Origin of the sequence: Spirosoma sp. KUDC1026, assembly GCF_013375035.1 — a bacterium.
In the GTDB taxonomy this organism is placed as follows: Bacteria; Bacteroidota; Bacteroidia; order Cytophagales; family Spirosomataceae; genus Spirosoma.
In genome coordinates this window covers 1,636,671-1,662,680 of record NZ_CP056032.1, presented here as the reverse complement: position 1 = coordinate 1,662,680, position 26,010 = coordinate 1,636,671, and the positions used below count along the sequence as shown (strand labels likewise).

The 26,010-nt window shown below is 51.9% G+C and carries 25 protein-coding genes; 14 read left to right on the top strand and 11 right to left on the bottom strand.

The genetic code is table 11. The features are described from left to right. The first annotated feature begins 27 nt into the window (after positions 1–27). From proB to HU175_RS07080, 7 genes are all read left to right on the top strand, one after another. Complete coding sequence (proB, locus tag HU175_RS07110) at positions 28–1,062, top strand: glutamate 5-kinase (protein ID WP_176565925.1); 1,035 nt, start codon at positions 28–30, stop codon at positions 1,060–1,062. Positions 1,063–1,107: 45 nt separating this feature from the next. Then, positions 1,108–1,377: a hypothetical protein gene (locus HU175_RS07105; RefSeq protein ID WP_176565924.1), complete on the top strand. Its 270-nt coding sequence runs from the start codon at positions 1,108–1,110 to the stop codon at positions 1,375–1,377. Between the two features lie 21 nt (positions 1,378–1,398). After that, a complete protein-coding gene (locus HU175_RS07100) occupies positions 1,399–1,758 on the top strand; it encodes a DUF6516 family protein (RefSeq protein WP_176565923.1) in 360 nt (119 codons plus the stop codon). Continuing rightward, a complete protein-coding gene (locus HU175_RS07095; protein WP_176565922.1) occupies positions 1,758–3,008 on the top strand; it encodes a glutamate-5-semialdehyde dehydrogenase in 1,251 nt (416 codons plus the stop codon). The genes HU175_RS07100 and HU175_RS07095 overlap by 1 nt, the downstream gene beginning before the upstream one ends. Before the next feature lie 280 nt (positions 3,009–3,288). Next, entirely contained in the window at positions 3,289–4,242 is a 954-nt protein-coding gene (locus tag HU175_RS07090) for a hypothetical protein (RefSeq protein WP_176565921.1), read from the top strand. Then, the gene (locus HU175_RS07085) at positions 4,229–4,525 is read left to right on the top strand and encodes a hypothetical protein (RefSeq protein ID WP_176565920.1); all 297 of its coding nucleotides are present in this window, start codon (positions 4,229–4,231) and stop codon (positions 4,523–4,525) included. Before HU175_RS07090 ends, HU175_RS07085 begins: the two co-directional genes overlap by 14 nt. 95 nt (positions 4,526–4,620) lie before the next feature. Continuing rightward, entirely contained in the window at positions 4,621–5,607 is a 987-nt protein-coding gene (locus HU175_RS07080) for a phosphotransferase enzyme family protein (RefSeq protein ID WP_176565919.1), read from the top strand. 38 nt (positions 5,608–5,645) lie between these two features. Here HU175_RS07080 and HU175_RS07075 read toward each other — a convergent pair whose 3' ends face one another. Continuing rightward, positions 5,646–7,109, bottom strand: coding sequence for a gluconokinase (locus HU175_RS07075; protein ID WP_176565918.1), 1,464 nt, complete (start codon positions 7,107–7,109; stop codon positions 5,646–5,648). 210 nt (positions 7,110–7,319) lie between these two features. Between HU175_RS07075 and HU175_RS07070 the strand changes: the two genes are divergently transcribed. Beyond that, positions 7,320–8,870 carry an FG-GAP repeat domain-containing protein gene (locus HU175_RS07070; RefSeq protein ID WP_176565917.1) on the top strand — a complete coding sequence of 517 codons (1,551 nt, stop codon included), beginning with the start codon at positions 7,320–7,322 and terminating at the stop codon, positions 8,868–8,870. Position 8,871: 1 nt separating this feature from the next. On the opposite strand, the gene HU175_RS07065 is transcribed toward HU175_RS07070, so the two are convergent. The 4 genes from HU175_RS07065 to HU175_RS07050 form a co-directional block, all read right to left on the bottom strand. Continuing rightward, on the bottom strand, positions 8,872–9,696 hold the full coding sequence (locus HU175_RS07065; RefSeq protein ID WP_176565916.1) for an amidohydrolase family protein: 825 nt from the start codon (positions 9,694–9,696) through the stop codon (positions 8,872–8,874). A gap of 95 nt (positions 9,697–9,791) precedes the next feature. Further along, positions 9,792–10,655: a fumarylacetoacetate hydrolase family protein gene (locus HU175_RS07060; RefSeq protein ID WP_176565915.1), complete on the bottom strand. Its 864-nt coding sequence runs from the start codon at positions 10,653–10,655 to the stop codon at positions 9,792–9,794. A 242-nt stretch (positions 10,656–10,897) separates the two neighbouring features. Then, positions 10,898–11,671: an SDR family NAD(P)-dependent oxidoreductase gene (locus HU175_RS07055; RefSeq protein ID WP_176565914.1), complete on the bottom strand. Its 774-nt coding sequence runs from the start codon at positions 11,669–11,671 to the stop codon at positions 10,898–10,900. Between the two features lie 92 nt (positions 11,672–11,763). Next, entirely contained in the window at positions 11,764–13,434 is a 1,671-nt protein-coding gene (locus HU175_RS07050; protein ID WP_176565913.1) for a UxaA family hydrolase, read from the bottom strand. Positions 13,435–13,548: 114 nt separating this feature from the next. Between HU175_RS07050 and HU175_RS07045 the strand changes: the two genes are divergently transcribed. From HU175_RS07045 to HU175_RS07030, 4 genes are all read left to right on the top strand, one after another. Next, the gene (locus HU175_RS07045; protein ID WP_410528590.1) at positions 13,549–14,754 is read left to right on the top strand and encodes an acyltransferase family protein; all 1,206 of its coding nucleotides are present in this window, start codon (positions 13,549–13,551) and stop codon (positions 14,752–14,754) included. A 3-nt stretch (positions 14,755–14,757) separates the two neighbouring features. Further along, positions 14,758–16,461, top strand: coding sequence for an adenine deaminase (gene ade / locus HU175_RS07040; RefSeq protein ID WP_176565912.1), 1,704 nt, complete (start codon positions 14,758–14,760; stop codon positions 16,459–16,461). Positions 16,462–16,560: 99 nt separating this feature from the next. Beyond that, on the top strand, positions 16,561–17,160 hold the full coding sequence (locus HU175_RS07035) for an RNA polymerase sigma factor (RefSeq protein ID WP_176565911.1): 600 nt from the start codon (positions 16,561–16,563) through the stop codon (positions 17,158–17,160). A gap of 106 nt (positions 17,161–17,266) precedes the next feature. Beyond that, positions 17,267–18,538 (top strand): replication-associated recombination protein A, encoded by a 1,272-nt coding sequence (locus tag HU175_RS07030; RefSeq protein WP_176565910.1) that lies wholly within the window; start codon positions 17,267–17,269, stop codon positions 18,536–18,538. A gap of 18 nt (positions 18,539–18,556) precedes the next feature. On the opposite strand, the gene HU175_RS07025 is transcribed toward HU175_RS07030, so the two are convergent. From HU175_RS07025 to HU175_RS07005, 5 genes are all read right to left on the bottom strand, one after another. Beyond that, positions 18,557–19,075 carry a GNAT family N-acetyltransferase gene (locus tag HU175_RS07025; protein WP_176565909.1) on the bottom strand — a complete coding sequence of 173 codons (519 nt, stop codon included), beginning with the start codon at positions 19,073–19,075 and terminating at the stop codon, positions 18,557–18,559. 10 nt (positions 19,076–19,085) lie between these two features. After that, the gene (gene argC / locus HU175_RS07020; RefSeq protein WP_176565908.1) at positions 19,086–20,069 is read right to left on the bottom strand and encodes an N-acetyl-gamma-glutamyl-phosphate reductase; all 984 of its coding nucleotides are present in this window, start codon (positions 20,067–20,069) and stop codon (positions 19,086–19,088) included. Between the two features lie 3 nt (positions 20,070–20,072). Next, positions 20,073–21,365, bottom strand: coding sequence for a glycosyltransferase family 4 protein (locus HU175_RS07015; protein ID WP_176565907.1), 1,293 nt, complete (start codon positions 21,363–21,365; stop codon positions 20,073–20,075). Continuing rightward, on the bottom strand, positions 21,337–22,536 hold the full coding sequence (locus HU175_RS07010; RefSeq protein WP_176565906.1) for an argininosuccinate synthase: 1,200 nt from the start codon (positions 22,534–22,536) through the stop codon (positions 21,337–21,339). Before HU175_RS07010 ends, HU175_RS07015 begins: the two co-directional genes overlap by 29 nt. A gap of 103 nt (positions 22,537–22,639) precedes the next feature. Continuing rightward, the gene (locus HU175_RS07005) at positions 22,640–23,518 is read right to left on the bottom strand and encodes a diacylglycerol/lipid kinase family protein (RefSeq protein ID WP_176565905.1); all 879 of its coding nucleotides are present in this window, start codon (positions 23,516–23,518) and stop codon (positions 22,640–22,642) included. 217 nt (positions 23,519–23,735) lie between these two features. Here HU175_RS07005 and HU175_RS07000 point away from each other — a divergent pair, with 217 nt between their 5' ends. Further along, entirely contained in the window at positions 23,736–24,167 is a 432-nt protein-coding gene (locus tag HU175_RS07000) for a YybH family protein (protein ID WP_176565904.1), read from the top strand. A gap of 17 nt (positions 24,168–24,184) precedes the next feature. On the opposite strand, the gene HU175_RS06995 is transcribed toward HU175_RS07000, so the two are convergent. Beyond that, positions 24,185–25,444: an acyltransferase family protein gene (locus tag HU175_RS06995; RefSeq protein WP_176565903.1), complete on the bottom strand. Its 1,260-nt coding sequence runs from the start codon at positions 25,442–25,444 to the stop codon at positions 24,185–24,187. Between the two features lie 84 nt (positions 25,445–25,528). Here HU175_RS06995 and HU175_RS06990 point away from each other — a divergent pair, with 84 nt between their 5' ends. Then, a complete protein-coding gene (locus HU175_RS06990) occupies positions 25,529–25,945 on the top strand; it encodes a MaoC family dehydratase (RefSeq protein ID WP_176565902.1) in 417 nt (138 codons plus the stop codon). Positions 25,946–26,010 lie beyond the last annotated feature (65 nt).

The window sequence follows — 26,010 nt, the reverse complement described above, 5'->3', positions numbered from 1 at the left end:
TACGGGGATTGCTCTATCTTTGCGGCCATGACAAAACCTGTTCTTGTCCTCAAATTCGGTACAGCTTCGATCACCAAGCCATCCGGCGAACCCAACGAGCCGGTCATGGTCGACATTGCCCGGCAGGTGGCCGCTCTGCACGCCCACTACCACATTGTCCTGGTTTCCTCTGGCGCCGTTGGTGCCGGGAAGGCGTTGATCAGCGATTATCGGGGTGACATTACGCAGCGAAAAGCCGCAGCGGCTGTGGGCAACTTACTGTTACTCAATCAGTATTCCCGGTTCTTCGCGATTTACGGCATCTCGATTGCGCAGAGTCTGTGCGAACGCCATCATTTTGCTAGCCGGGACCAGTTTCTGCAATTGAAGCAAACGTACGAAGAACTGTGGCATAATGGGCTTATTCCAATTGCCAACGAGAACGACGTGGTCAGCAACCGCGAGCTGAAGTTTTCGGATAACGACGAACTAGCCACCCTGATGGCTGTGGGTTTCGGCGCCAAAGCGCTTATGCTGTGCACGTCGGTTGGTGGCTTGCTGGACAATAACGGGCAGATTATTCGGCAGGTTGCTGCGTTCGACGAGCAGATTTTTGGGGTTGTTCGCACCGATAAATCCTCGCTGGGCCTGGGCGGCATGGCCTCTAAACTAACCTTTGCCAAGCTGGCTACGCGCATGGGTATTCGGGTGCTAATTTTCGGTTTGAACGAACCGGATAACATTAGCCGGGCGCTGAACGGCGAAACTGGTACCGAGTTTCTAGCGCAGCCCAGTTCGCTATCGGCCCGCAATCGCTGGCTGGGAAGCGGTAGTTTGGCCGTTGGACAGATACAGATTGATGCAGGGGCGGTGCGTGCCCTGCAACAGCGCCGGAGCCTGCTGGCCGTAGGAATCCAAAATGTTATCGGTGACTTTGCGGCTGGCGAGATGATTGAAATTTTGGACGAGCAACAATCGGCGGTTGCCGTGGCCCGCGTCCGGATCTCGTCGAATACGCTGGCACAACAGCTTAGCCATCAAAACGTTGAGGTGGCGAATGCGAATGATATTGTACTTTTGTAACCCGAATTAGCTGGGCGTTTGTCTGGCTAGCTAACGCATTCGACTATGGTGCAAGTAACGAAACAGGCGGTGCAACAATGGATGCTGCTGGACTATCTGGCGCAGAAGCATCGATTTCAAGAAAACGTTCGACTTTTTGAGCGTAAGTACGACATGCCTTTTGACGCGTTCGAGAAGTATGTCGCATCGGCACCAAAAGAGTTAATTAACGAATGGGATGATTATGTTGAATGGAAAGCAGACAACGAATTTCTGCACATGACTGAACAAAAAATTCGGGACGTCCAGGCAGGCAACATTGAATACATCGGCTAGCTATCACCACTCACTTGCCAGATGGAATACCTTGTTTGGTTGAATACACACCCGTTTGTGAGCCAGTACGACGTGCTACGGCTGGACCATATGGAGGATACATTTTTTGCTAAACTTCGCATCACACTTATCGACGGGTCAGTACTGCATACGAAAGAGTATTCCGACAGCACTACAAGAAAATACGCTTTTCATTGGCAAAAAACAGACCAACAATGGTTGGTTCGCTGGGATAATGCACCGCACTTTCCACAGTTGATTTCCTTCCCGAATCATCGACACGACTACCGACAAGCAACAGAAGTAATAACTGAAAGTTTTGACATTACGCTACCCGATGTACTCCGGTATATTCAGGAACAGCTAACTAATACAAAGTAATGACTCCAATCACTCCTCTTCTCCAAGCTACGCAACAGGCGGCTGCTGTGGTACGCCAACTAAACTCGGCGCAGAAAACCGACCTGCTCAACCGAATGGCTGACGTACTAACGGCTCACGTCGGCGAGATTGTAACGGAGAATCAGAAAGATCTCGACCGGATGTCGGCTGATGATCCGAAGTATGATCGGCTGAAACTGACAGAAGCGCGTGTTGCTGACCTGGCCAAAAGCCTGCGTGACGTAGCGGTACTGCCTGATCCGGCGGGCGAAGTGATTTTCGAACGAACGATTGAGCAGGGGTTACAACTCAAAAAAATCGCGGTACCGCTGGGCGTTGTGGGGGTCATCTACGAATCGCGCCCGAACGTAACGGTCGACGTTGCCTCACTCTGCCTTCGGTCGGGGAATGCCTGTGTGCTCAAGGGCGGGAAAGAAGCTGACTTTTCAAACCGGTATCTGGTTAATCTGATTCAGTCCGTATTGACCGAGTTTGGCGTACCCAAAGCAGCCGTATCACTGCTTCCCCCCGACCGTGCAGTTGTCAACGAACTATTGACCGCTACGCGTTACGTGGACATTATCATTCCGCGCGGCTCAGAGTCACTGATTCAGTTTGTGAGGAAAAACTCACTCGTACCGACGATCGAAACCGGAGCCGGCGTGTGCCACGCCTACATTGAAGCATCTGCTGACCTGACTAAAGCCGCGGCCATTGTGGTAAACGGCCGGGTATCCCGCCCGTCGGTCTGCAACTCGCTGGACTGCGCGCTGGTGGATGAAGCCATCGCCGAAAAATTCCTGCCAATGCTGATCGATGAGTTTCGGAAATGGAACGTCGATGTATTTGCCGATGAAACGGCGTACGGTATTTTCCAGCAGGCTGGTTACGAGCAATTACAGCACGCTCGTCCGGAAGATTTCGGCCGTGAGTTTCTGGATTATAAAATTGCGGTGAAAGTGGTAACCAACCCCGACGAAGCCCTGTCGCACATCCAGGCCTATTCATCGAAGCATTCCGAAGCGATCGTTTCGCAAAATCAGCCTCTCATTGATCGCTTTTTGCAGGAAGTAGATGCAGCGGCTGTGTACGCTAATGCGTCAACTCGCTTTACCGATGGTGGTGTTTTTGGGCTGGGTGCCGAGATCGGCATTTCCACCCAGAAGCTCCACGCACGCGGTCCCTTTGCGCTGGAAAAACTGGTGACCGAAAAATGGATCGTCACCGGCGATGGGCAGGTACGCTGGTAGGTAACGTTCTAATCACGAATATTAAGTATACTTACAAGTGCAAAAAGTGAATTTACCAGTATTCCAGCAACAAAGAAATTGCCCCCAAGAGACAGGATTTGAAAGGTCTCTGCTTCGGCAATAAGGCGAATTCCTCGATTAAATAATTGTACCCTATTAAGCAGCTTCTAGCCGACAGCAGAAACGCCCTAACAGGGTACGAAGAGCTTAGCCTTATGAGTAGCTGGCCTAATTTTTGTACTTTTGGCCACAAATAATGACCCATATTTGTTAACCTCACATGCCCGAACAAGATAAAGAAACTATTAATCTACAGGTAAGCGGAGAAGTTGGCAAATACAACTCTCTTCCGGTTGATTATTTGGTTGAAATAGCCAAAAACCTTCAAACGCTACTTCAAACGCTTGCCAAAGTCAATGTATCAGAAGGCTCTACAATTGATTTAAATAATTTCAAAATAGAACTTACTGGCTTTAAGTCCGGCAGTGCCGTTCCTCAATTTTCATTCACCCCTCGCCGGCAATTGACTCTAAATGGCAATATTGACAACCAACGAGAATTAGTTCGGGAAAAATTTGATGAATTAGTTGAGGCTTCTGGAAAAGGAAATTTTGGGAAAGTTAGAGAGTTATATCCAGATGCTTACCGGCGTAGTGAAGTTGTTGATGGTTTGTTCAATTTTGTTAATAGTTTTGGTGGCTCACCTGTTAACGTTGTTGACATAAAACAAAAGGAAGGTAGGGATAGTATCGTCCCGCTTTATCCTATTCGACCGTTTGCAAAAGAGGTTCGTGACCGGCTAGTAGTACATGTCATCGAAAACAAAGAATTAGAAACTGTTCAGGAAGTTAGTTTTAAAAAGGTAGTTACAACTTATCGGGGCGATAAAAAAGTCAATTCAAAAACCGTTGAAGAATATTCTGACAAGCAAGCCTCTTTATCACTTGCTCCTGACATAATTATATCTGCTACGCATGCTTATAAGCTGTTTGGCCCACTTCGGTGCTTACTCGAAAAAGAGGATGATTACTTTGTTATGACCTGTGAAATTCTTGATTTGGTTGGGACTGGCTCAACAATAGAAGAAGCAGAACAAAGTTTCGCACAGGAATTTGAGTATATCTACAATCGTTACAACTCACTGCCCGATGTTGAACTAACAAGACGGCTTCAGTCCATAAAAACAATCCTGAATGCCTTAGTTAAACAAGTTGATGACTATGCCCACGCTTGATGCAAAACTGACATACAAAAATTTGAAGAAGAAAGGTTTCGCGGATTCTTTAAACAGAAGTGATGACCATAAGTATTTGGAGTTTCGTCATAATGGAAAGGTCGTGCTATATACAAAAATAAGTCACGGCGAGAAGGAATTAGGCGACTCGTTAATTGGGCAGATGAAAAGACAGTGTAAGTTAGAAAAGTCTGATTTCATGGATTTGGCAAACTGTCCGTTGTCATTAGAAGATTATACTGCCAAATTGAGAGAGCAAGGGCTTCTTGACGCGGATGAGTAAGCAAATTATGTATCCGGCGATAGGTAGCTAGCTTCATCTATTATATACGGCTATACTTATATTCTTTTTCTACGTATATTCGTTCTACGTAGCTCATGGCTCTATTTCCTGTAAGCAGTTCGATTGTGTCCGCGACCGCGCTCGCCCCGTTTCTTGCCGAACAATATGGCTTGCGCAGTGAGGCAACATGCAAGTTACTAAAAGCGGGGATCAGCCATACGTATTTGCTCACCAACGGACCAACGCGATTCATTTTCCGGCTCTACACGCTGAATTGGCGTAGTCGGACAGAAATTCTGGAGGAAGTTCGGTTACTCTATCTACTTCAGGAAAAGGACATTCCGGTGTCGTACGCCATTCCGGACCAGACCGGCGAATACATTCAGGAAATAACGGCAGCCGAGGGGCTACGTTACGGGGTTATGTTCTCATACGCAACCGGCGAAAAGCTCTTCACCTTTACGACCGAGGTACACGCCCATATCGGCGAGGTTATGGCCCGTATGCACCAGCTAACGCATAAGCTGCACCTGAACCGGGAAACCTACACCCCTGAGCGGCTTCTGGTCGATTCGTTTGTGTACCTGCAGCAACGCCTGCCTGCCGATACCGATGAGATGCGGTTTATGCAGCGCGCGCAGACCTATTTGCTGCACGAACTTCAGCACGCCGATACCGCTCAACTCCGGCAGGGGATCGTGCACCTGGACATTTGGTTCGACAACCTGCATATTGATCGTGATCACCGCGTCACATTGTTCGATTTCGATTTTTGCGGGAATGGCTGGCTTTGCCTGGATGTCGCCTATTACATCCTGCAAATCCACAGTACCGAAAAAGTTGAGCAGGAGCGGGATCAAAAAGTCGCTTCCTTTTTGGCTGGCTACGAATCCGTTACGCCACTTACAGGCGAAGAAAAGCGGCTCCTGCCGATGCTGGGCGTTACGCTGTATTTCTTCTATTTAGGCATTCAATGTCAGCGGTACGAAAACTGGTCGAACGTCTTTCTGACAGAAACCCACCTCAAGCGTTACGTTAATTTCCTCGTTAAGAAGTATTTTGACGACCATGGACTAGGGTAACCCCTTCCCGTAAACCTGACAGTCTACCGAAGGACTTATTAAAACTTCGTCAAACCCGCTTCCCACTTTGCAAACGCCGTGCGGTAGATTTTGTACTGATCTGAGTTGGGTTCGTAGGTTTTTCCGAACGCAACTTTCTCGGCGGCTTCGTCCAGCGTTTTTACCATACCAATCGCTTTCATAGTCAGCAGAATACCCCCCATCGAGCCGCTTTCATTGCTGGCGTTGAGCCGGACGGGCCGGCCGGTCATGTCGGCCAGCATCTGCACCCAGAAATCGGACTGCGCGAAACCGCCGTTGGCGTGAATTACCCGCGCCGGTCCGGTGTGTTTTGTTAGCAGATTATTGATGCTGAGCAAATTGAACAAAACACCTTCCAGCGACGCCCGGACAAAGTGCGCCTGCGTGTGCAGCCAGTCGACGTGCATGTAAGCCCCTCGTACGTGGGCATCCCAGAGTGGAGCGCGCTCGCCCTGCAGGTACGGATAGAACAACAAGCCATCGGCACCGGCAGGCACCGTCTTCGCTTCGGCCAGGACAGCTTCGGTTTCTTTGTTCAAGAATTTCTCACTAAGCCATTCCAGTACGTTTCCGCCATTGTTTGTTGGACCACCAACAACGTAATGATTATCGTCAAGAATATAGCAGAACAGGCGTCCCTTTTCGTCGCGGAGCGGTTTGCGTACCGTCTGGCGGATGGCGCCACTCGTTCCAATCGTCAGCGTAGCTGTCCCGGCTTTGATGGCTCCCGCGCCTAAGTTGGCTAAGCAACCATCCGACGCGCCGATTACCAGCATTGTCTCGTTGGTCAGGCCAAGAATCGTTACGTCGGGGCGGGGGGTATAAGGACGAATGAACGTCGTGGGGACCGGCTTAGATAGTTGATCGGACCGGACACCGGCATAGTCCATGGCCAGTTCACTCCATTGCCGTTTGGCCTCATCAAACAGACCGGTTGCCGTTGCAATCGAATAGTCAACCTCAAACTGGCCCGTCAGGCGAAACCAGAGAAACTCTTTGATCGAGCCGAAATGAGCCGTCCGGTTTAGCAGCCGGGAATCATGTTCACGCAGCCAGGCCAGCTTGCACAACGGAATCATGGGGTGGATGGGCGTTCCAGTCTGCTCATAGATGGCTTTCCCCAGGTCAGCCTGTTCGGAACGTAACGTATTGGCCTGCGCTTCGGCCCGGTTATCCGACCAAAGAATCAAGTTACTCATGGGTTTGCCATTGCCATCCATCGCCACCAGACTGTGCATAGCCGTACTGAACGCGATATGTGTAATGACATGACCGGCTTTGGTTAGTTCGTCGTGAACTTCGCTCAGCACCTGGACAAGCGCGTTCCAGACCTCCACCGGATCCTGTTCCGCGTAGCCGGGTTCGGGATTAAGTGTTGTTACGGAAGCCGACGCATGGGCCAGGATCTCGCTCAGATCAGCGGGCATTGCCAGCGCTTTTACGTTAGTTGTACCGACATCAAGGCCAACAAAGCAGTTCATCAGGAATAGGGGCAACCGGTTACCCACGTCCGGTTCAATGAATGGTGACAGCCGAGTGTGGGCACTCGGGCTACAAATCTAAGCCAGTTCGTGACTTAATTGTTTTGAATCGTCTTTACCTGTTTCCAGCTCAACAGCTGGTTGAAGACATGGCTATCATCACCGATTTCGGTATCTTTGCCAAAAGAGCAAAGTATGTATTTTTTACGTTTGACTGTTATTTTTTTCAGTAGCGCTCTACTAGCGCTCGCCTGCAAAAATAAGTCATCCACTACCGAAGCTGCCCTGCCCGAGCCGACTCAATTAACTGGTCAACAACTTAGTCAGACGTATTGTGGGAGCTGCCACCTCACCCCCAGCCCCTCGCTGCTGAACAAAGATACCTGGAAACGTAGTGTGCTGCCTCAGATGGCCTTGTACATGGGTCAGTCCGGGAATCCGCTGTCTGAACTGACGCAATACACAGACCCAGAAGAACTGGCCCGTATTATCAAGGCCAACATTTTTCCGTCGACGCCCACGGTACATCCCACCGACTGGGAAAAGATTGTTACATACTACACCACCCAGGCTCCGGATTCTGTTTTGCCGCAACTGCCTCACCTCGCCGTGCGGGTTGGGTTGCCGCTGTTTCAAGTTCAGCAATCCGAGCGAGCCATTGACGGAGCTGTTACATTGCTTCAGTATGATACGCTGACAAAACGCATCTGGGCGGGCGATCAGCGGGGGCAATTGTTCGCGCTCGATCAGAATCTGCGCCGTACGGATTCGCTACGGCTGAAAAGCGCTCCGTCCGATCTGCGGGTTAACCACGATGGTAGTCTTGATATTTTAACGCTGGGTATGCTGAATCCCAATGACCTGACGGCTGGCGCCTGGAGCCGGTATATAAATCGGGCAGCAGCACCCATTCCACTAATTCTTAACCTGCAGCGCCCCGTTCAGGCAACGCTGACCGATATAAATCGGGACGGCCGCGAAGACGCCATTATCTCGCAGTTTGGCAATCATACCGGTAAATTGAGCTGGTATCAGGGCTTGAAACAGGGTTTTGCCGAGCACGAGCTGGACCCGGTGCCCGGCGCGCGACAAACACTGATTGCCGATGTAAACAATGATCAATGGCCGGATATTGTCGCTTTACTGGCGCAGGGCAACGAGCAGATTGCGGTTTACTATAACCAGCAGAACGGCTCCTTTCACAAAGAAATCCTGATGCAGTTTCCGTCAGTCTACGGCTCCAGCTTTCTGGAAATGGCTGATATTGACAAAGATGGCGATCAGGACCTGATTTACACCAACGGCGATAACGCCGACTACTCGACCGTTCTGAAACGTTACCACGGCATCCGAATTTTCCTGAACGACGGCAAATTTCATTTCCGGCAGGCGTTGTTTTACCCGCTGCACGGCGCTACGCAAACCGCCGTACGCGATTTCGATCAGGACGGTGACCTGGACATAGCGACAATTTCTTTCTACCCGGACTTTACGGAACGACCCAATAAAGGCTTTGTCTATTTTGAAAACCGGGGGGGACTTCGCTTTACGCCCCGCACCTTTCCGAACGCCGAACGGGGCCGGTGGTTGCGCATGGCAGTCGGTGATGTCGACCAGGATGGTGACGATGACATTTTGCTCGGCTCCTTCTTTCGGGCAACGGGCGCGCAGTCAGGTGACATGATGGACCAGTGGCGCAAACCGGGAACGGGTGTTACGTTGCTCCGTAATCAGCTCAGGCAGAACAAGCCGGTTCAGTGAGTTACAGCCCGTAAAACGAAACGGCGTTAGCGCCAAATATCTTCTCGCGGACTTCGTTTCCCCAAGGGTTGACGTACTCCTCAATCAGCGTTTTCACCTGGGTGTAGTTAGCCGCAACTAGGCAAACAGGCCAGTCGGAGCCAAACAGCAGCCGATCCGGGCCGAAATGCTCGAACGCTACGTTCAGATAGGGGAAAAAATCTTTTTTACTCCAGTTCTGCCAGTCAGCTTCTGTCACCATGCCCGACAGTTTGCAGGACACATTTGAACTTTTGGCAATCTGGGTCAGGAAGTTCGACCAGCGGTTGATTTCCTGTGTTTTGATGTAGGGTTTGGCCAGATGATCGATGACAAAGTTCACCTCTGGCACGGCCCGAACCAGTTGCAGAGCGGCTTTCAGCTGGCTGGGGTAGATCAGAATGTCATACGTCATGCCAAACTCCGCCAGTTGCCGAATTCCCTCAATCACCGCCGGACGCGCCAGAAAATCGTCGGGTTCGGCCTGGGCAATGTGCCGGAATCCTTTCAGATGTTTATACTGCGTCAGGTGTTCCAATCGCTGTGGCAGCGCTTCCGACTGCAAATCGACCCAGCCTACCACGCCTTTCACGATGTCGTACGTCTTCGCCATATTGACCAGAAACACCGTTTCTTCTTCCGACTGGGCGGCCTGTACCGCTACGCAGCCATCAATTCCGTTCTCCGCCAGGACAGGCTCCAGATCAGCGGGCAGGAAATCACGGCGAAGTACCGCCATATCATCGGTTATCCACGTATTGCGGTCTGCGTCAAAATACCAGAAATGTTGATGGGCGTCGATGGTCATGGGATTGTAAGGAGGAAAGGGAGGATGGAGAGAAAGGAACTACCGTAGTGCTATAAAAAGGGGGAGGCAGACGTTACCACCTCTCCCCCAATCAATTACTTTTTATCCGTGTAAGCGACGGCTTCCTGTCGCTGTTCGCCCAGGCCTTCGATACCTAGTTCTACTACATCGCCGGGTTTCAGGTAACGCTGTGGATTCAGGCCCAGTCCGACGCCGGCGGGTGTTCCCGTCGAAATAACATCGCCGGGGAGCAGCGTCATAAACTGGCTGATGTAGCTAACCAGGGTCGGCACGTTGAAAATCATGTCATCCGTGTTTGAATCCTGGAGCATTTCGCCATTCAGTTTCAACCATAAATGCAGATTATTCGGATCGGCAATCTCGTCTTTCGTGACGAGGTAAGGCCCCAGTGGGGCATAGGTATCAGCACTTTTTCCTTTCACCCATTGACCGCCCCGTTCCAGTTGCCAGGCGCGTTCGCTGTAATCGTTATGCAGAGCATAGCCAGCAATATAGTCCATGGCTTCGTCCAGTTCGACGTACGACGCCTTTTTGCCAATCACGATCGCCAGTTCAACTTCCCAGTCCGTTTTCTCCGACCGTTTTGGAATCACTACGTTGTCGTTAGGGCCAACAATGGCCGTTGTCGATTTATAGAACAGGATCGGTTCAGCGGGGATAGCCGCGTTGGTCTCGGCGGCATGTTTGGCGTAATTCAGGCCAACACACATGATCTTGGAGGGCCGCTTCACGCAGGGACCAAACCGGGCATCGGCCGGAACCTCCGGACAATTGGGCGCGTGCGATTCAAGCCAGTGCGCCAGTCGGTCAAGGCCGCCGGTGGCAAAAAAAGACTCGTCAAAATCTTCACCGAAATGAGTAACATCAATGGATTGACCGGTTGGCAATACCACACCGGGGCGTTCATGGTCGGCCGGGCCGAAGCGGAAAAGTTTCATGCGACAGAATAAGCTTTTGCCTCAAAAGTAAGGGTTGTTGCTGCTTTACACTACTTACCGACCAATCTTAATCCACCTGCTACTCTCTTTTCGCTCCCCAAACGGAAGCCTGAAAGTCTTTTCTGATCCAATAGTAACGGTAAACGCGTCTCTAGTAAGTTCATCAAAATGGCTTTTACACCAAAGGGCAGCCTGAAATTTCAGGCTGCCCTTTGGTGTAAAAGCTGACGTACTAACAGCAACTAGTTATTCAACCGAATGAAACCGCCGTCTAGTGGGTAGTCACAGCCCGTCACGAAGCCTGCTTCGTCGGAACAGAGATACAGCGCCAGTGCGCCAACTTCCTGCGGCTCGGCCATGCGGCCAATGGGTTGCGTTTTCGATAATTTCTCGAACATTTCGGCCTCCTGACCCGGATAGCTTTTCGCCAGAAATCCATCTACGAAAGGCGTGTGAACGCGCGCGGGTGAAATACAGTTGCAGCGGATATTATCGGCCAGGTAATCTTTCGCCACCGACAGCGTCATCGTCAGCACGGCCCCTTTACTCATCGAGTAGGCAAACCGGTCGGGAATGCCCACCGACGACGCCACCGATGCCATATTCAGGATAACGCCCCCACCATTTGCTTTCAGGTGCGGAATCGTCGCATACAGACAGTTGTAGACACCTTTCACGTTAATCCGAACGATCCGGTCGAAATCGGCTTCGCTGGTGGTATCGGCTTTCCCAACATGGGCCACACCGGCGTTGTTAACCAGAATATGAATCGGTCCCTGTGCCGCAATCTGACCGATTACCTCGACCACCTGCGCCTGGTTTGATACGTCCACGGCATGCGCCTGGGCTTTTCCTCCCGTTGCCGTAATCTCATCGGCAACTTGCTGCGCCTGATCAGCATTAATTTCCAGAATGTGAACACTTGCCCCCGACTGAGCAAACGTCCGGGTTATAGCCAGGCCAATACCGCTGGCCCCACCCGTAATTAATGCGGTTTTGTTTTGAAGAGAGAACATAGAATTGAAGGAGAAAGGAGGAGAGGGAAGAAAGGGAGAAAGGATGGAAGTACTATTCCTTTCCTCCTTCCTCCCTTTCCTCCTTTCTCCTCTTACAAAGATACCCCCCGCTTCCAGGGGATGAAGTCATCCTGGCCAAGTTGTTCGGCCTTGGTTATTTCGTTGCCGGACGCCAATTGGATAATGTATTCCAGCAGGGCATCAGCGTTTTGTTCAATACTTTGTTCACCGTCGATGATCGGGCCACTGTCAAAATCGATCACGTCGGGCATCCGATTTTTGAGCTTTGTGTTGGTCGAGACTTTCACAACCGGGCAAACTGGGTTTCCCGTTGGGGTACCCAGTCCCGTTGTGAACAGGATTACGTTCGTACCCGAACCGGCCATACCCGTCGTGGCTTCCACATCATTACCGGGGGTACAGAGCAGGTTAAGGCCAGGCTGTTTCGCCGGCTCGGCATAATCCAATACGTCGGTAACGGGAGCCGAACCGCCTTTCTTGGCAGCTCCGGCCGATTTGATAGCATCCGTAATCAGACCGTCCTTGATGTTTCCCGGCGATGGGTTCATGTCGAAACCCGACCCGGCGGCCTGCGCCTGCGCCGAGTAATCGCCCATCAGGTCGATAAACTTCTGCGCTTTGGCCTCATCGGCAGTGCGGTTGATGAGTTCCTGCTCCACGCCATTCAGTTCAGGAAATTCTGCCAGGACGGTTTTTCCGCCCAGCGCACCCACGACGTCCGACAGGTGCCCGAGCACGGGGTTGGCTGAAATACCCGAGAAACCATCCGAACCACCACATTTCAACCCCACAGTCAGCGCGCTCAGCGGAGCTGGTTTGCGCTCCAGTTTATTGATTTCCACCAGCCCCAGGAAAGTTTCTTTGACCGCCTGCGACATCAGTTGGTATTCCGTACCAGCCTGCTGCTCGTATACCAGTATTGGTTTATCGAACTTGGGATTCTGACGCTTGATATCCGCGACGATCATGTCGGCCTGCAGGTGCTGACAGCCCAGACTCAGGATTGTGGCGCCCGCTACGTTCGGGTTGTTGATGAAACCAGCCAGCAGCGACGACAGGTAATTTGAATCCTGCCGGGTGCCACCGCAGCCCATTTCGTGGGTCAGAAACTTGATGCCGTCGATGTTCTTAAACGGCCGTTTCTGCGCCGGGGCGTGGTGCAGCGTTTGATTCTGCGATTCGTCGACGAAGGGTTGAATTTTCCTGATCGTTTCCATTTCGCCTGCTTTGTACAAGCTCAGCAGTTCGTGCACCTGCTCGCGGTAGGTTTCCGGCTGTGCATAGCCAAGCTCGCGCTCAAAGGCATCTTTCAGAATCAGTACGTTCCGATTCTCGCAGAAAACCAGCGGGACTACCAGCCAGTAATTCCGCGTACCGACGCTGCCATCGGCCCGGTGGTAACCCATAAAACTCCGGCCCTGCCAGGTCGATACGTCGGGTGGCTGCCAGCTATAGGGTTGTTTTTTGTCCAGACCGTAGCGATCCGAATCGTGCTTGAGATTGAAGGTCGTTATCGGCTCTCCGCGACGAATAGGTTTCGTTGCTTTGCCAACCAGCACGCCATACATAGTAATTGACTCACCGGGCTGCCGGTCTTCGGTCACGAATTTATGCTTGGCAGCTACTGCGTAGGGTAGCTGGTAGGTCTCATTTTCAAACTCAATTTGCTCTCCTGCGGCTAAATCACGTAATGCAACGATGACATTATCGGCAGGATGCACTTTTAACACGCGGGCTGGCATCACTAGACTGTTTTTACGAGGTTCTGTCACTTCGGTCCGAAATATACCCCTTTGCCAAAAACTTTGTCCAATTTTAAGCCGAATACCATCCCAAACCTATCCCTTTTTCACCCTATGCCTGACTCGTTTTCTAACCCTTCCAGCAGTTTTCCGGTCGGTCGCTTGATGTCAATGGATGCTTATCGGGGCTTCGTTATGACCCTGATGGTAGCCGAATTGCTTCAGTTTCACCGGCTGCACGAAGCGTTTCCCGACAATCCCATCTGGGCGTTTCTGGCTTATCAGCAAAGCCATGTCGAATGGGCGGGTTGCTCACTGCATGACCTTATTCAACCGTCGTTTTCATTTCTGGTAGGCGTCGCACTCCCCTACTCGCTGGCCAGCCGGGAAGGTTTAGGGAAATCGTTCGGCGCTCAGTTTGGCCGGGCATTACGTCGATCACTTGTTCTGATTCTACTGGGCATTTTTCTCCGGTCTATTCATTCGGATCAAACCAACTTTACGTTCGAGGATACGTTAACCCAGATTGGTCTGGGTTACCCATTCCTCTTTCTACTTGGCAACGCCAGTTCCCGCACGACCTGGGTAGCGTTTACCGCCATTCTGGTTGGCTACTGGCTCGCCTTTATTCTCTACCCCGCCCCCGGTCCGGCTTTCGATTACGCAGCCGTGGGCGTCCCTGCAGATTGGCCTGAACACTACACCGGCTTGATGGCGCATTTCAATAAAAACAGCAACCTGGCTTGGGCTTTCGATACGTGGTTTCTAAACCTGTTCCCCCGCGAAACACCGTTTCTGTTCAATGGGGGCGGTTATGCCACACTGAGTTTCATTCCCACCCTCGGTACAATGCTGCTGGGCTTGCAGGCGGGGCGCTGGCTCCGTTCTAGCCTCACAACCAGCAACATGCTAAAGCGTCTTCTCATCGCGGGCGTTATTGGCTTAGCAGCCGGTGTCCTGCTGCATGTGCTAGGCATCTGTCCCGTCGTCAAGCGTATCTGGACGCCCGCCTGGGTGCTGTTCAGCGGGGGCTGGTGTTTTTGGCTGCTGGCCTTCTTCTATGGCATTATCGACGTAGCGGGGCACCGGCAATGGGCGTTTCCGCTGGTTGTGGTTGGCATGAACTCCATCGCGATCTACTGCCTGGTTCACCTGATCGACCGGTTCATTATCGATTCCCTGTACACCCATTTCGGTCACGGGCCTTTTCAATTCCTGGGTGCCAGCTACGAACCATTACTGGTAGGCATCGTTACAATGAGTATTTTCTATCTAATTCTTTGGTGGATGTACCGCCGGAAACTGTTTATTCGAATTTAACCTATGCCGACTGCTAACATTGTCAATCTCTTCGACGAAACCATTTTTTACGGAACAATAACGGTTGAGGACGGTCGTATCAGCCAGATCGAACACCTGGGGCCCGAGCGTACGGGTGAACCTTATATTTTACCGGGTTTCGTCGACGCGCACGTCCACGTTGAAAGTTCATTGCTGACTCCTCCTCAGTTTGCCCGGCTGGCGGTCGTTCATGGCACCGTTGCAACTGTTTCCGATCCCCACGAAATTGGAAACGTACTGGGCGTAGCGGGCGTCGAATACATGATTCAGGAAGGCAAGCGTGTGCCGTTCAAATTCATGTTTGGGGCACCCTCCTGCGTCCCGGCTACTGCGTTTGAAACAGCTGGAGCTGTCATTGGTGTTGAGGGGGTTGAGCATTTGCTTGGTCTGGAAGACGTGGGTTATCTGGCCGAAATGATGAACTATTCGGGCGTACTGAACCAGGATGCCGACGTACTGGCAAAGCTCGCGCTAGCAAAAGCCTTCAACAAACCAATTGACGGACACGCGCCTGCCCTAACCGGCGACGCGGCCCAGCAGTACATCGACGCGGGTATTACAACCGACCACGAGTGTTTTACCTACGAAGAAGGGTTGGACAAAGCCCGGCGGGGTATGCACATCCTGATTCGGGAAGGGAGTGCCGCCCGAAATTTTGACGCGCTGATTCCGTTATTGGCCGAATTTCCGGCGCAGATTATGTTCTGCTCCGACGATAAACACCCCGATACGCTGGCCGAAGGACACATTAACCAACTGGTGGTTCGGGCGCTGGAGCAGGGTCATACCCTATGGCACGTCCTACGGGCAGCCTGTCTGAATCCAGTTCTTCATTACCGGATGCCCGTAGGACTTCTCCGCCAGGGCGATCCAGCGGATTACATTGTTGTCGAAGATCTACAGCGTTTTACCGTTCAACAGACGGTTATCAACGGCGAAACGGTTGCCGATGGGGGTAAGTCAGCCATCCCGGACCTACGTAGCGACCACGTCAACCAATTCAAGTGTTCCCCGAAGAAACCCGAAGACTTCGCCGTTCCGGCCGAGCCTGGGCTCGCACAAATTCGTGTGATTGGCGCACTCGATGGGCAGCTCATTACCAACGAGCTACACTTGGAGCCTCTCGTCGAAGACGGCCTGATCGTTCCGGACGTAACACGTGACATCTTGAAACTAGTCGTTGTTAATCGCTACCAAGACACACCACCAGCCGTTGCCTTCATTAAAAATTTTGATCTGAAACACGGCGCTATTGCCTCCTCCGTTGGCCATGACTCGCACAACATTACGGCCGTTGGCTGCGACGACGAGAGTATTTGCCAGGCCATTAATCAGGTCATCGACGCCAAAGGAGGGCTGGCGGCCGTTAAGGGCGACGCTCCACACGAACATGATAAAGAAGTGATGAGCCGACGCGCTTTTCTTCATCTCGTCACAACAGCCGACACCCAGTTCTTGCCCCTTCCCGTTGCCGGCTTGATGACAGATGTTGATGGATATGACGTTGCCAATCAGTATTTCGCATTGGACAAATTTGTTAAAGACGATATGGGCAGTACCCTGTCGGCCCCTTTCATGACGCTGAGTTTTATGGCATTACTGGTCATACCAGCGTTAAAGCTGAGCGATAAAGGATTATTCAACGGTAACAGCTTCTCGTTCGATCCTCTTCAAATTGTTAAATAGCACCACAAAAAAATTTTATTTAAAAACTGTTTTAAATTCAATTCATTATCAATATGTTTACACAACCTAACGGCTACTCCAAACCCTTTCCTACTAACCATGGCTCGCTCACGTACAAAAAATGGTCCCGACGACGAAACATTGTGGAACCTGTTTCGCGAAGGAGATGAAAATGCGTTTGCCCAGTTATACCAAAATTATGTTCAGACCCTTTACCATTATTGTGCTCACTTCGCAGCCGACCGCGCGTTAATCAAAGATTGCATCCATGATCTGTTCGTTGAGCTCTGGAAACACCGGTCGACAATCGGTCCAACAACGTCAGTTCGTTTCTATCTGATGGCGTCCATCAAACGGAAACTGGTACGTCATCTCACGGCCGAGCAGAAACTCATCAGCCAGGACGATACGATGAACGGCCGGCGTCTGGGTGATACGCTGATTGATGCAGATCCGTCACACGAGAACCGGCTCATCTCGTTCGAAGAAGATCTGTTTGTCAACGATTGTCTGCAACAGGCGTTGGAGAAACTACCCCGTCGGCAGCGTGAAGCCGTTCACCTCCGTTTCTTCCAGAACATGAGCAATGAGGAAATTTCGACGCTGATGGAAATTAACATCCAGTCGGTTTATAACCTGATTTTTGGCGCAATGGGCAATCTGAAACGGTACATCACGCTTGAAAAAATTTACCTATAGTGCCTATTCCTAAACCCTCCCTTACGCCCGGTAACCCCACAGGTTACCGGGCTTTTTTATGGCTACCCAAATAGATTAAGGCCATGAATTGAGGTAACTTCGCCAGATGAATACGGACTCAACGCCCCTACCCGAGCGGGTTCGCCCGCAGACGATCAATGAAGTTATTGGCCAGCAGAAATTAATTGGACCAGGTGGCGCTTTACGTCGTGCTATCGATGCCGGACGACTACCTTCCATGATTTTATGGGGACCTCCCGGCGTGGGAAAAACAACCCTGGCGCTGCTCCTGGCCGAAGCCGTGAAGCGACCCTTTATTGCCTTGAGTGCCATCAACTCCGGCGTAAAAGAAATCCGGGATGTGCTGGGTCGTCCATCAGGTATGTTTCCACCGGTGGTTTTTATCGACGAAATTCACCGCTTCAACAAGAGTCAGCAGGATGCGCTGCTGGGCGCCGTTGAGAAGGGTCAGGTTACGTTAATTGGTGCCACTACCGAAAACCCATCGTTTGAGGTCAACGCGGCTTTACTTTCCCGCTGCCAGGTATACATTCTGAAAGCGCTCAGCCGCGACGAGCTGATTCAGGTTGTTGACCGGGCTATTGCGCAGGATAAATTCCTACAGTCAAAACACATTACCGTAGAATCCTACGACGCCCTGCTCCGCTTGTCGGGGGGCGATGGCCGGAAGCTGCTTAACCTGCTTGACCTGGTTGCTTCAGCACACGTATCGGCGGAACCGCTGGTCATTACGGATGAGGGAGTCATTACTGTAGCACAGCAGAACATTGCCCGGTACGACAAATCGGGCGAGCAGCATTACGACATTATTTCGGCTTTCATTAAATCGCTGCGTGGTTCGGACCCCAATGCGGCCCTGTACTGGATGGCACGGATGATCGTAGCGGGCGAAGATCCGGTTTTCATCGCCCGCCGGATGCTTATCATGGCGTCGGAAGATATTGGTAACGCCAACCCTACAGCGATGATCATGGCTTCTGAAGCCGTGCAGGCCATTAGAGCCATCGGTATGCCCGAAGGACGTATCATCCTGTCGCAGGTAGCCGTTTATCTGGCTACGTCGCCCAAAAGCAATGCCAGCTACGTTGCCATTGATGACGCCCTCGCGCTGGCCGAACAGACAGCGCATCTGCCCGTTCCGCTGCACCTGCGCAACGCCCCAACGAAGCTAATGAAACAGATTGGCTACGGAAAGGATTATCAGTACGCTCACTCCCACGAAGGCAACTTCGCTCAGCAGAACTTCCTGCCCGACGATCTGAAAGGGCGCAAACTCTATGAACCGGGCCACAACGCCCGCGAAGCCGAAATCCGTCGGAGTCTGCAAAAATGGTGGGGTGACTGGTACGGGTATTGATTACCGGTTGAAGGCCGCTTAGACAGAGCGGCCGCTTAGATTTACGCTGTACATCGAGCTTACCTTACCGTTAAACTGAATAGGTTTCTCGAAACGCAAACCCAGCTTTTCAATCAGCCGTATTGATGCCTGGTTCGCGGGATCACAGAAGGCCGTAATGCGGGCAAGGTGTAGCTGATTTTGTGCGTAGTTTAGCAGAGCAGACGCTACTTCATACCCATACCCTTTGCCTTCATAACCAGGTATGAAAGCAAAGCCCAGGTCGATATCGGGTAGCGTTTCGCGCCGGAACAGGCCACAAAGACCAATGGGTTGATGGCCTGCCTTCAACTGCACGAGATAACCGCCGAAACCAAAGTCCGTATAGCTTTTCATCGGTCCATTCTGGATATACTGCCGGGCATCGTCAATTGTGCGAACGCCCCGGTCGCCAATGAAGCGCAACCAGGGCGGACTCGTCAATAACTCCAGCATAAACGACGCGTCATCTGGCGTGAACTCTCTCAGCAGCAGCCGATCCGTTTGCAGAATGGTCATGTCGTCGTCGTTAGAACGCAACCGATTTCAGGCGTAAGCCCGTATCTTCGGGCAAGCCAAATACCAGATTCAGGTTTTGTACCGCCTGCCCGGAGGCACCTTTTGTCAGGTTATCGATCACGCTGGTAATCAGCAGTTGACCGTCGTGCAATTCCAGGTGCACAAAACACTTATTAGTATTCACGACCTGCTTTACGTCGATTGGCGCGTCGCTGAGGTGGGTGAACGGATGCCCAGCGTAGTACGTCCGGTACAGCTCTTTGGCTTCCTCGCGGGTGCCGCTGAAGGGTGTGTATACGTTGGCCATAATGCCCCGTGTAAAATCCCCCCGGTACGGTACAAAGTTGATCGCCGATTTAAAATCGGGATCAAGCGTTGTCAGGCTCTGCCGAATTTCGGCCAGGTGCTGATGCGTGAACGCTTTGTAGATCGATACGTTATTATTCCGCCACGAGAAATGTGTAGTTGGTGACAGAGCCTGTCCGGCACCGGTGCTGCCCGTTATGGCACTTACTTGTACATCGTCCGTCAGCAAACCTGCTTTCGCCAAGGGCAACAGCGCTAGTTCGATGCTGGTAGCAAAGCAGCCGGGGTTGGCGATACGTGTTGCTTCCTGAATCCGTTCGCGCTGCAATTCGGGCAAGCCGTACACAAAGTCATTGTGCTCATCGCGGAAATCGGCACTCAGATCAATGACCGTAATATCGTCTGATACGTCATTATCGGCCATGAACGTGACTGAGGCACCATGTCCCGAGCAAAGAAAAATAGCATCTACATTACCTGGGGTTAGCAGATCAGCCATAGCATCGCCCGTGAACAGCAGGTCTGTATCGCCCAGCAAATCCGTGTGTGTAGACCAGACAGGTTTGCCAGCCTGGCTGTTGCTGTGCACGAACGTAACGTTGACAAACGGATGATTAAGCAGGATACGAAGCAGTTCTCCGCCCGTGTAACCGGCTCCCCCGACGATACCAATGTTTATTTTTTCCATAATTCAGATGCTAGCGAAGCCCTGCGACTGGGTTTCGATAATTCGCTTGTATAGGGCAACGTGTTCTGCCGTGAATTTGTCCCATGAAAATTGCGCAGCCCGCTTTAATGACTTATCCGACATACCTCTCTGTACCGACGGTGAACCGGCAATCGTTAGCATGGCTTGGCACAGCCCATCAACGTCTTTGGGGGCAACCTGAATGGCAGCATCCCCCACGACTTCAGGCAACGACGATACGTTAGACGTAATAACGGGCAGGCCGCATTGCATGGCTTCCAGCGGGGGCAGTCCAAAACCTTCGTACAGCGATGGATAGGCAAACGCCAGCGCACCGGCATAAAGCGGAGCCAGGTCTTCATCCGGCACAAAACCCGTAAAAACCAACCGGGACATAAGCTCACTGTTACGTCCGGCCTCGGCCATGATGGCATCAAATTTCCAGCCTTTTGTACCTACTAGAACGAGCTTGACATCAGCCGACAATTCCTTACTGGCAACCAGTTGCCCAAAACAGCGGATCAGGTGATCAATATTTTTTCGGGGCTCCAGCGTTGCCAGACTCAGGAAATACGGTCCATCGCCCAGCTTTAGCCGCTGACGAATAGCCTGCTTTCTTTTTTCGTCAGTAACCGGATGAAACAAATCCGGCGAAGCTGCCAGCAGTATAGGCACAACCCGATCCGGATTGAAATTTGTATGGTTACAGAAATCGTCTTTGGTGGCCTGCGAGATCGTCGTGACCCAGGACTCCGGCAATAAACCGGCCAGCACCTGATGCACCGTCTGCTCCCCGTCTGTAAACCATTCAGGGTGCATAATCGGGATCAGGTCGTAGATGCTCTGTACGGTCCGGGACGCCTGGCGTTGTTGAACAACAGCGGGTACCGGAAAGAACGTAGCGTGGTAAACAGACTGAGCGGGAAACTGATCCGGCTGAAAGTGGGCGTACTCCGTTTTGGTCAGCCGGCGCGTCTGGTAACTAATCCGCCGAATCACTTTCGAGGGTACGCTTTCTGCCCCGAACGGCGACAGAAGCGCGTTTTCCAACCGGGCAACACCCCGTTCGCCCGCCGTGTGCACAAATGGAATAGCCGTCGGGAAGTTATCGGCTACGTAGCGCATGGTTTCGGGCAGGTGCGTCGGCGCGGCCAGCGATAACTGGCAATCCGGCGACCGACGCAACCCCGCCACCAACTGCTCGATCACCCGGCTGATCCCGGTTCGCGCGCGTCGGTGATAAAACCCTATTCCCAGCGGACTGGCATCAAGAATTACGTTCACGGATTTTCTCATAAATCATGACCTGATTCGACGCCACTTTCGAGAAGCCGCGTACGTCATCGCCCGTCCAGGCGTTGTTCATCTCGCCGTAGGCACCAAATACCGACGACATCAGATCATAATCAGACTCAATACCCAGCACCTGGAAACGATGAGGTGCCAATAATACGTGCACTTTACCCGATACATGGCCCTGCGTGTCGGCCAGGAACGTTTCGATGTTGCGCATCACGGGGTCCATAAACTGGCCTTCATGCAGCATAGTACCATACCAGTTAGCCAGTTGCTCTTTCCAGTAAAGCTGCCATTTTACCAGTACGTGTTTTTCCAGTGTGTGGTGCGCTTTCAGCAAAATCAGCGGAGCGGGTGCTTCGAAACCGACCCGGCCTTTGATACCGATGATTGTATCGCCCACGTGAATATCACGACCAATGCCGAACGGCCCTGCCAGTTCAGTCAACTTCTGAATCGCGTCGACTGGATTAGCAAATGTCTCGTCTCCGATGGCTTTGATTTCGCCGTGTTCGAACGTCAGGGTAATGGTTTCCGGCTCTGATTTAGTAACCTGTGTTGGCCAGGCGGATTCGGGTAGGAACTGATCAGAGGTCAGCGTTTCCTTGCCGCCAACCGACGTACCCCACAGACCTTTGTTGATCGAGTAGGCGGCTTTGTGCCATTCCTGCTCCACTCCTTTCGATTTCAGGTACTCGATTTCGGCTTCGCGTGATAAGCGCAGGTCACGGATGGGCGTAATGATTTCAGCATCGGGGATAATGATCCGAAACGCCATATCGAAACGAACCTGGTCGTTACCAGCGCCCGTCGATCCGTGCGCAATAGCCGACGCACCGATTTCACGGGCGTACTCAGCAACGGCAATGGCCTGGAAGATCCGCTCGGCGCTCACGCAAAGCGGATATGTATTGTTTTTCAGCACGTTCCCGAAAATCAGGAATTTCAGGCACTGCTGGTAATAATCGTCCGTCTTGGAGATGGTCGCGTGGGATTTCACGCCCAGCGAGTAGGCCCGTTCCTCAACGGCTTTGAGTTCGGCATCAGAAAAACCGCCTGTATCAACCAACACGGAGTGAACTTCCATGTCCCGGTCTTCGGACAAATATTTTACGCAGAAGGAGGTATCGAGACCCCCACTAAAGGCAAGAACTACTTTTTGCTGAGACATTTAGACAAGCGACGCCGGCCGAGTAAACCACCTGACGTCAAGTTGGTTTTGGCGGCACAAATATCGGTCATCCTTCGGTAAATTACCCAACGAAATGATTTTACTAGAGCAACACCAGCAGGCTCTCCGGCAGAATACGTATGTCAGCACGCCCGTTGGTTAGTACAAGCGGCTCCCCATCCGCATGAATCAGCAGGGGACCATCCACCTGAACCGTTGCCCTGGTTATTGATTTGCCCTGCCAGTAAGTTGATTGATCGAGACTCTTATTGAACAAACGCCAGGCCAGCATTCCCGCCATCTGCGCCGGAAATGGCCGTAGTTCGCACTGCTCCAGACGCCCGTCGGCAATGTTCGCCTTTGGAGCCATCCAGGCATTATTACCAAACTGCCCCGCATTGGCGAAGGTCAGGGAGAACAATTGCTTTTCCTGCCCATCAATGACGTACTGACCGGGTTTGTACGTTAAGAACGCCTGAAACGTCGTCCGGACGTAAGTAGCCAATCCACGCACCGGCTGCTTGGCAAACTCATGAGCTACGTAGGCTTCAAACCCCATCCCCGCCGTGCAGAAGAACGGATGCTCGTTAATTTCAGCACTATCGATGACAACGGGGTGGCCTCCCAGCGCCCGTTCTATAGCCTTCATAGGGTTAAGCGGAATACCCAGATGCCTCGCCAGTCCATTACCCGAACCAAGCGGGACAATGCCGAGTGCCGTTGCCGATCGACGTAGCGCCTGTGCCGTTTCATTAATAGTGCCATCGCCCCCAATCGCCAGCACCCGGCTAACGCCCCGCCTGACCGCTTCGGTAGCCAGTTCGGTAGCATGGGCAGGCGCTTCGGTGAAAACAGCTTCGGGTTCGTAATGCATTGCTTCGGCCCGGCGCAGAAAAGCATTTTTCAATACGGCTTTTTGTTCAGCCGAAGCCGTTCCCGACAAGGGGTTGATAATGGCCAGCACGGCCGGTAGATTGGCCACTCAGGAGAAGAAAATAAAGAGGACGAGAATAAACAGAATGATGAAGACGTAATACCAGCCATCCGAAAAAATATACGGCTTATACTCGTTGTAAAATTTTCGAACCTTGTTCATTGGTGCCGGAATAAATCGTCGCGCAAAGGTACGTAAACCGGGGCGTTCGGCGTAACTTGACTGGACTCAATTAACCAGGTATCCACCTTGCTGCGTCATAACTATGAAACTTGTCTACCTGATTGGTCTGTGTATCCTGTTGACGTTACCCAGCCGCGGACAGACGGCGGCCGACCGTCGGGCCATGCTGCAGATTTTAAAACAGCAAACTATCGACTGGAACGCTGGCCGCGTCGATCAGTTCATGCGTGCCTACTGGCAATCCGACTCTCTAACCTTTGTCAGCAAAACCGGTATTACGTATGGTTACCAGCCCACGCTTGCTAATTACCGGAAGCGTTACCCCACCCGCGAGAGTATGGGGACGCTTAAGTTCGATGTATTACAGTTGGACTTTCTGTCGCCAAACGTAGCGCACGTCATTGGTCGCTGGCACCTCACCCGGCCGAAAATCGGTGACGTAGGCGGGCATTTCAGTTTGTTATGGCGTAAGGTCAAAAAACGCTGGGTCATCATCAGCGACCATACGAGTTAACGTTGGAGCGCGATTAATTATCTACTTGCCCGTTCGCTCAGTCGCTCTTTCAGCAGTTCGGTCGGCTCTTTTCTCGACAGTCGCTCGCGCAGGGCCGTAACGGGTTTCTCGAAGTATTTGAACAGCAGCGTAGACAACGCCAGCACCAGTATCCAGAACACGCTTACTTTTATCCAGCCAACGGCCATAGACGTTGTGGGAAATCGCTCAATGACATTGATCATGATCGGTGTCAGATTGAGCAGGTACATGGAGTAGGAGATCAGACTGATATGGGTAATGGCGCGAGCGATACGTAGTCTGGTACGTCCACCAGCCGTTTCTACAGAGCCGACGGTTTTCCAGCCGTCCATATACGGCATAACCAGCATCATGCTCAGCCCGATCAGCGTAAAGTAAAAAGTACGTTTGTAAAAAACGTAAGCCGGATAAATCCCCGCGTCAACGTAGAATTTGAGAATGACGATGGATGCCGAAAACGAGACCAGCACAACAAACAGGATTCCAATGACCAGCAGGCGTTGCCGCAAGGCAGGATTCGTCCAACGGGTTGGAAAATAATGCTTACCATAGGCCGCCAGAACGCCATAGGAAATGGCGTCCAGCCGCGTCATGACGATACCCCGGTAGCCAAGTTCACCCTCTGAAATTGGGATCTGCAGCGCCATAATCAGTCGGTACGCATTGGAGGCTACAATAACCAGCAGGATAGAAGCCAGGACGATCCGCTGCCGCGACCAGCGCCCTGCCCAAAGCGCATGCATTCCCCATAACACCAACGGCAACGTAATGTACGACCACTCCTCAATAGCCAGGCTCCAGCTTTCTGGAAAAAAATCGGGAACGTACTGCGCGAAATTCTGAAGGAAAAAGAAATAATTGACCAGCGTTCCTTTATCCGGCAGCGTGTGATGCAATCCGCTTCGCCAGGCACGTAGCAACGCAAATACAATCAACCCAATCAGCACCAGGTAATAGTTGGGCAGCGTCCGAAACCAGCGACGCGTCCAGAAATTTGACAGGAGTTTACGGTCAAAGCCATTGTTCTGCTCATACGACCGGATCAGGATACCGCCAATGAGGAATCCACTCAACACAAAAAACAACTCGACTCCATCGGGCAGGAGATGATGCCAGAACCCACCGCTATAGTATTCTTTGAGCGCAATAGTTGCGTGTGCATCAACAACAATCAGAATAGCCAGCGCCCGCAGCAGGTCGAGCCCGAAGACACGTTTTTCGTACGATGCGCCGAGTGAAAACAGATTTTTGAGCATAATTCACCAGATCGGCAGCAAAGCTACGCGCAATCCATCAGATTCAGGACTGAAAATAGTTAATGGGATTTGTAGCTTTGCTGTATGACTCCTGATTTTGCACTAAACGCTGTTCATCGGTATGCGTTCCGGTTTACGCAGACCGACGTTAACGACTTTGCCCGCATCACGGGCGATACTAATCCACTACACCTCGACGCTGAGTTTGCCGCTCAGACGCCTTTCAAACGCCCTATTATCCACGGGATGCTGAGCGCTACGGTCTTCACGAAAGTGCTTGGTACCGAGTTTCCGGGCTACGGTTCGGTCTACTTAGGACAGACGCTGGAGTTTCTGCGCCCTATGTTTGTCGACACCGATTACGAGGCTACATTTACGGTCAAGGAGTTCAATACAGAGAAGCACACCGCCGAAATTCTGGGCGAAATCCGCGATGTACAGACGAAAAAAGTAACAGTGCGAGGTATGGCCACGCTCATGCACCGGGAGAAAATAGCGTAATGAAATTGATACAAGACGAATCCCCCGCCGACCAGTAGTCAGCGGGGGATTCGTCTTGTTCATTC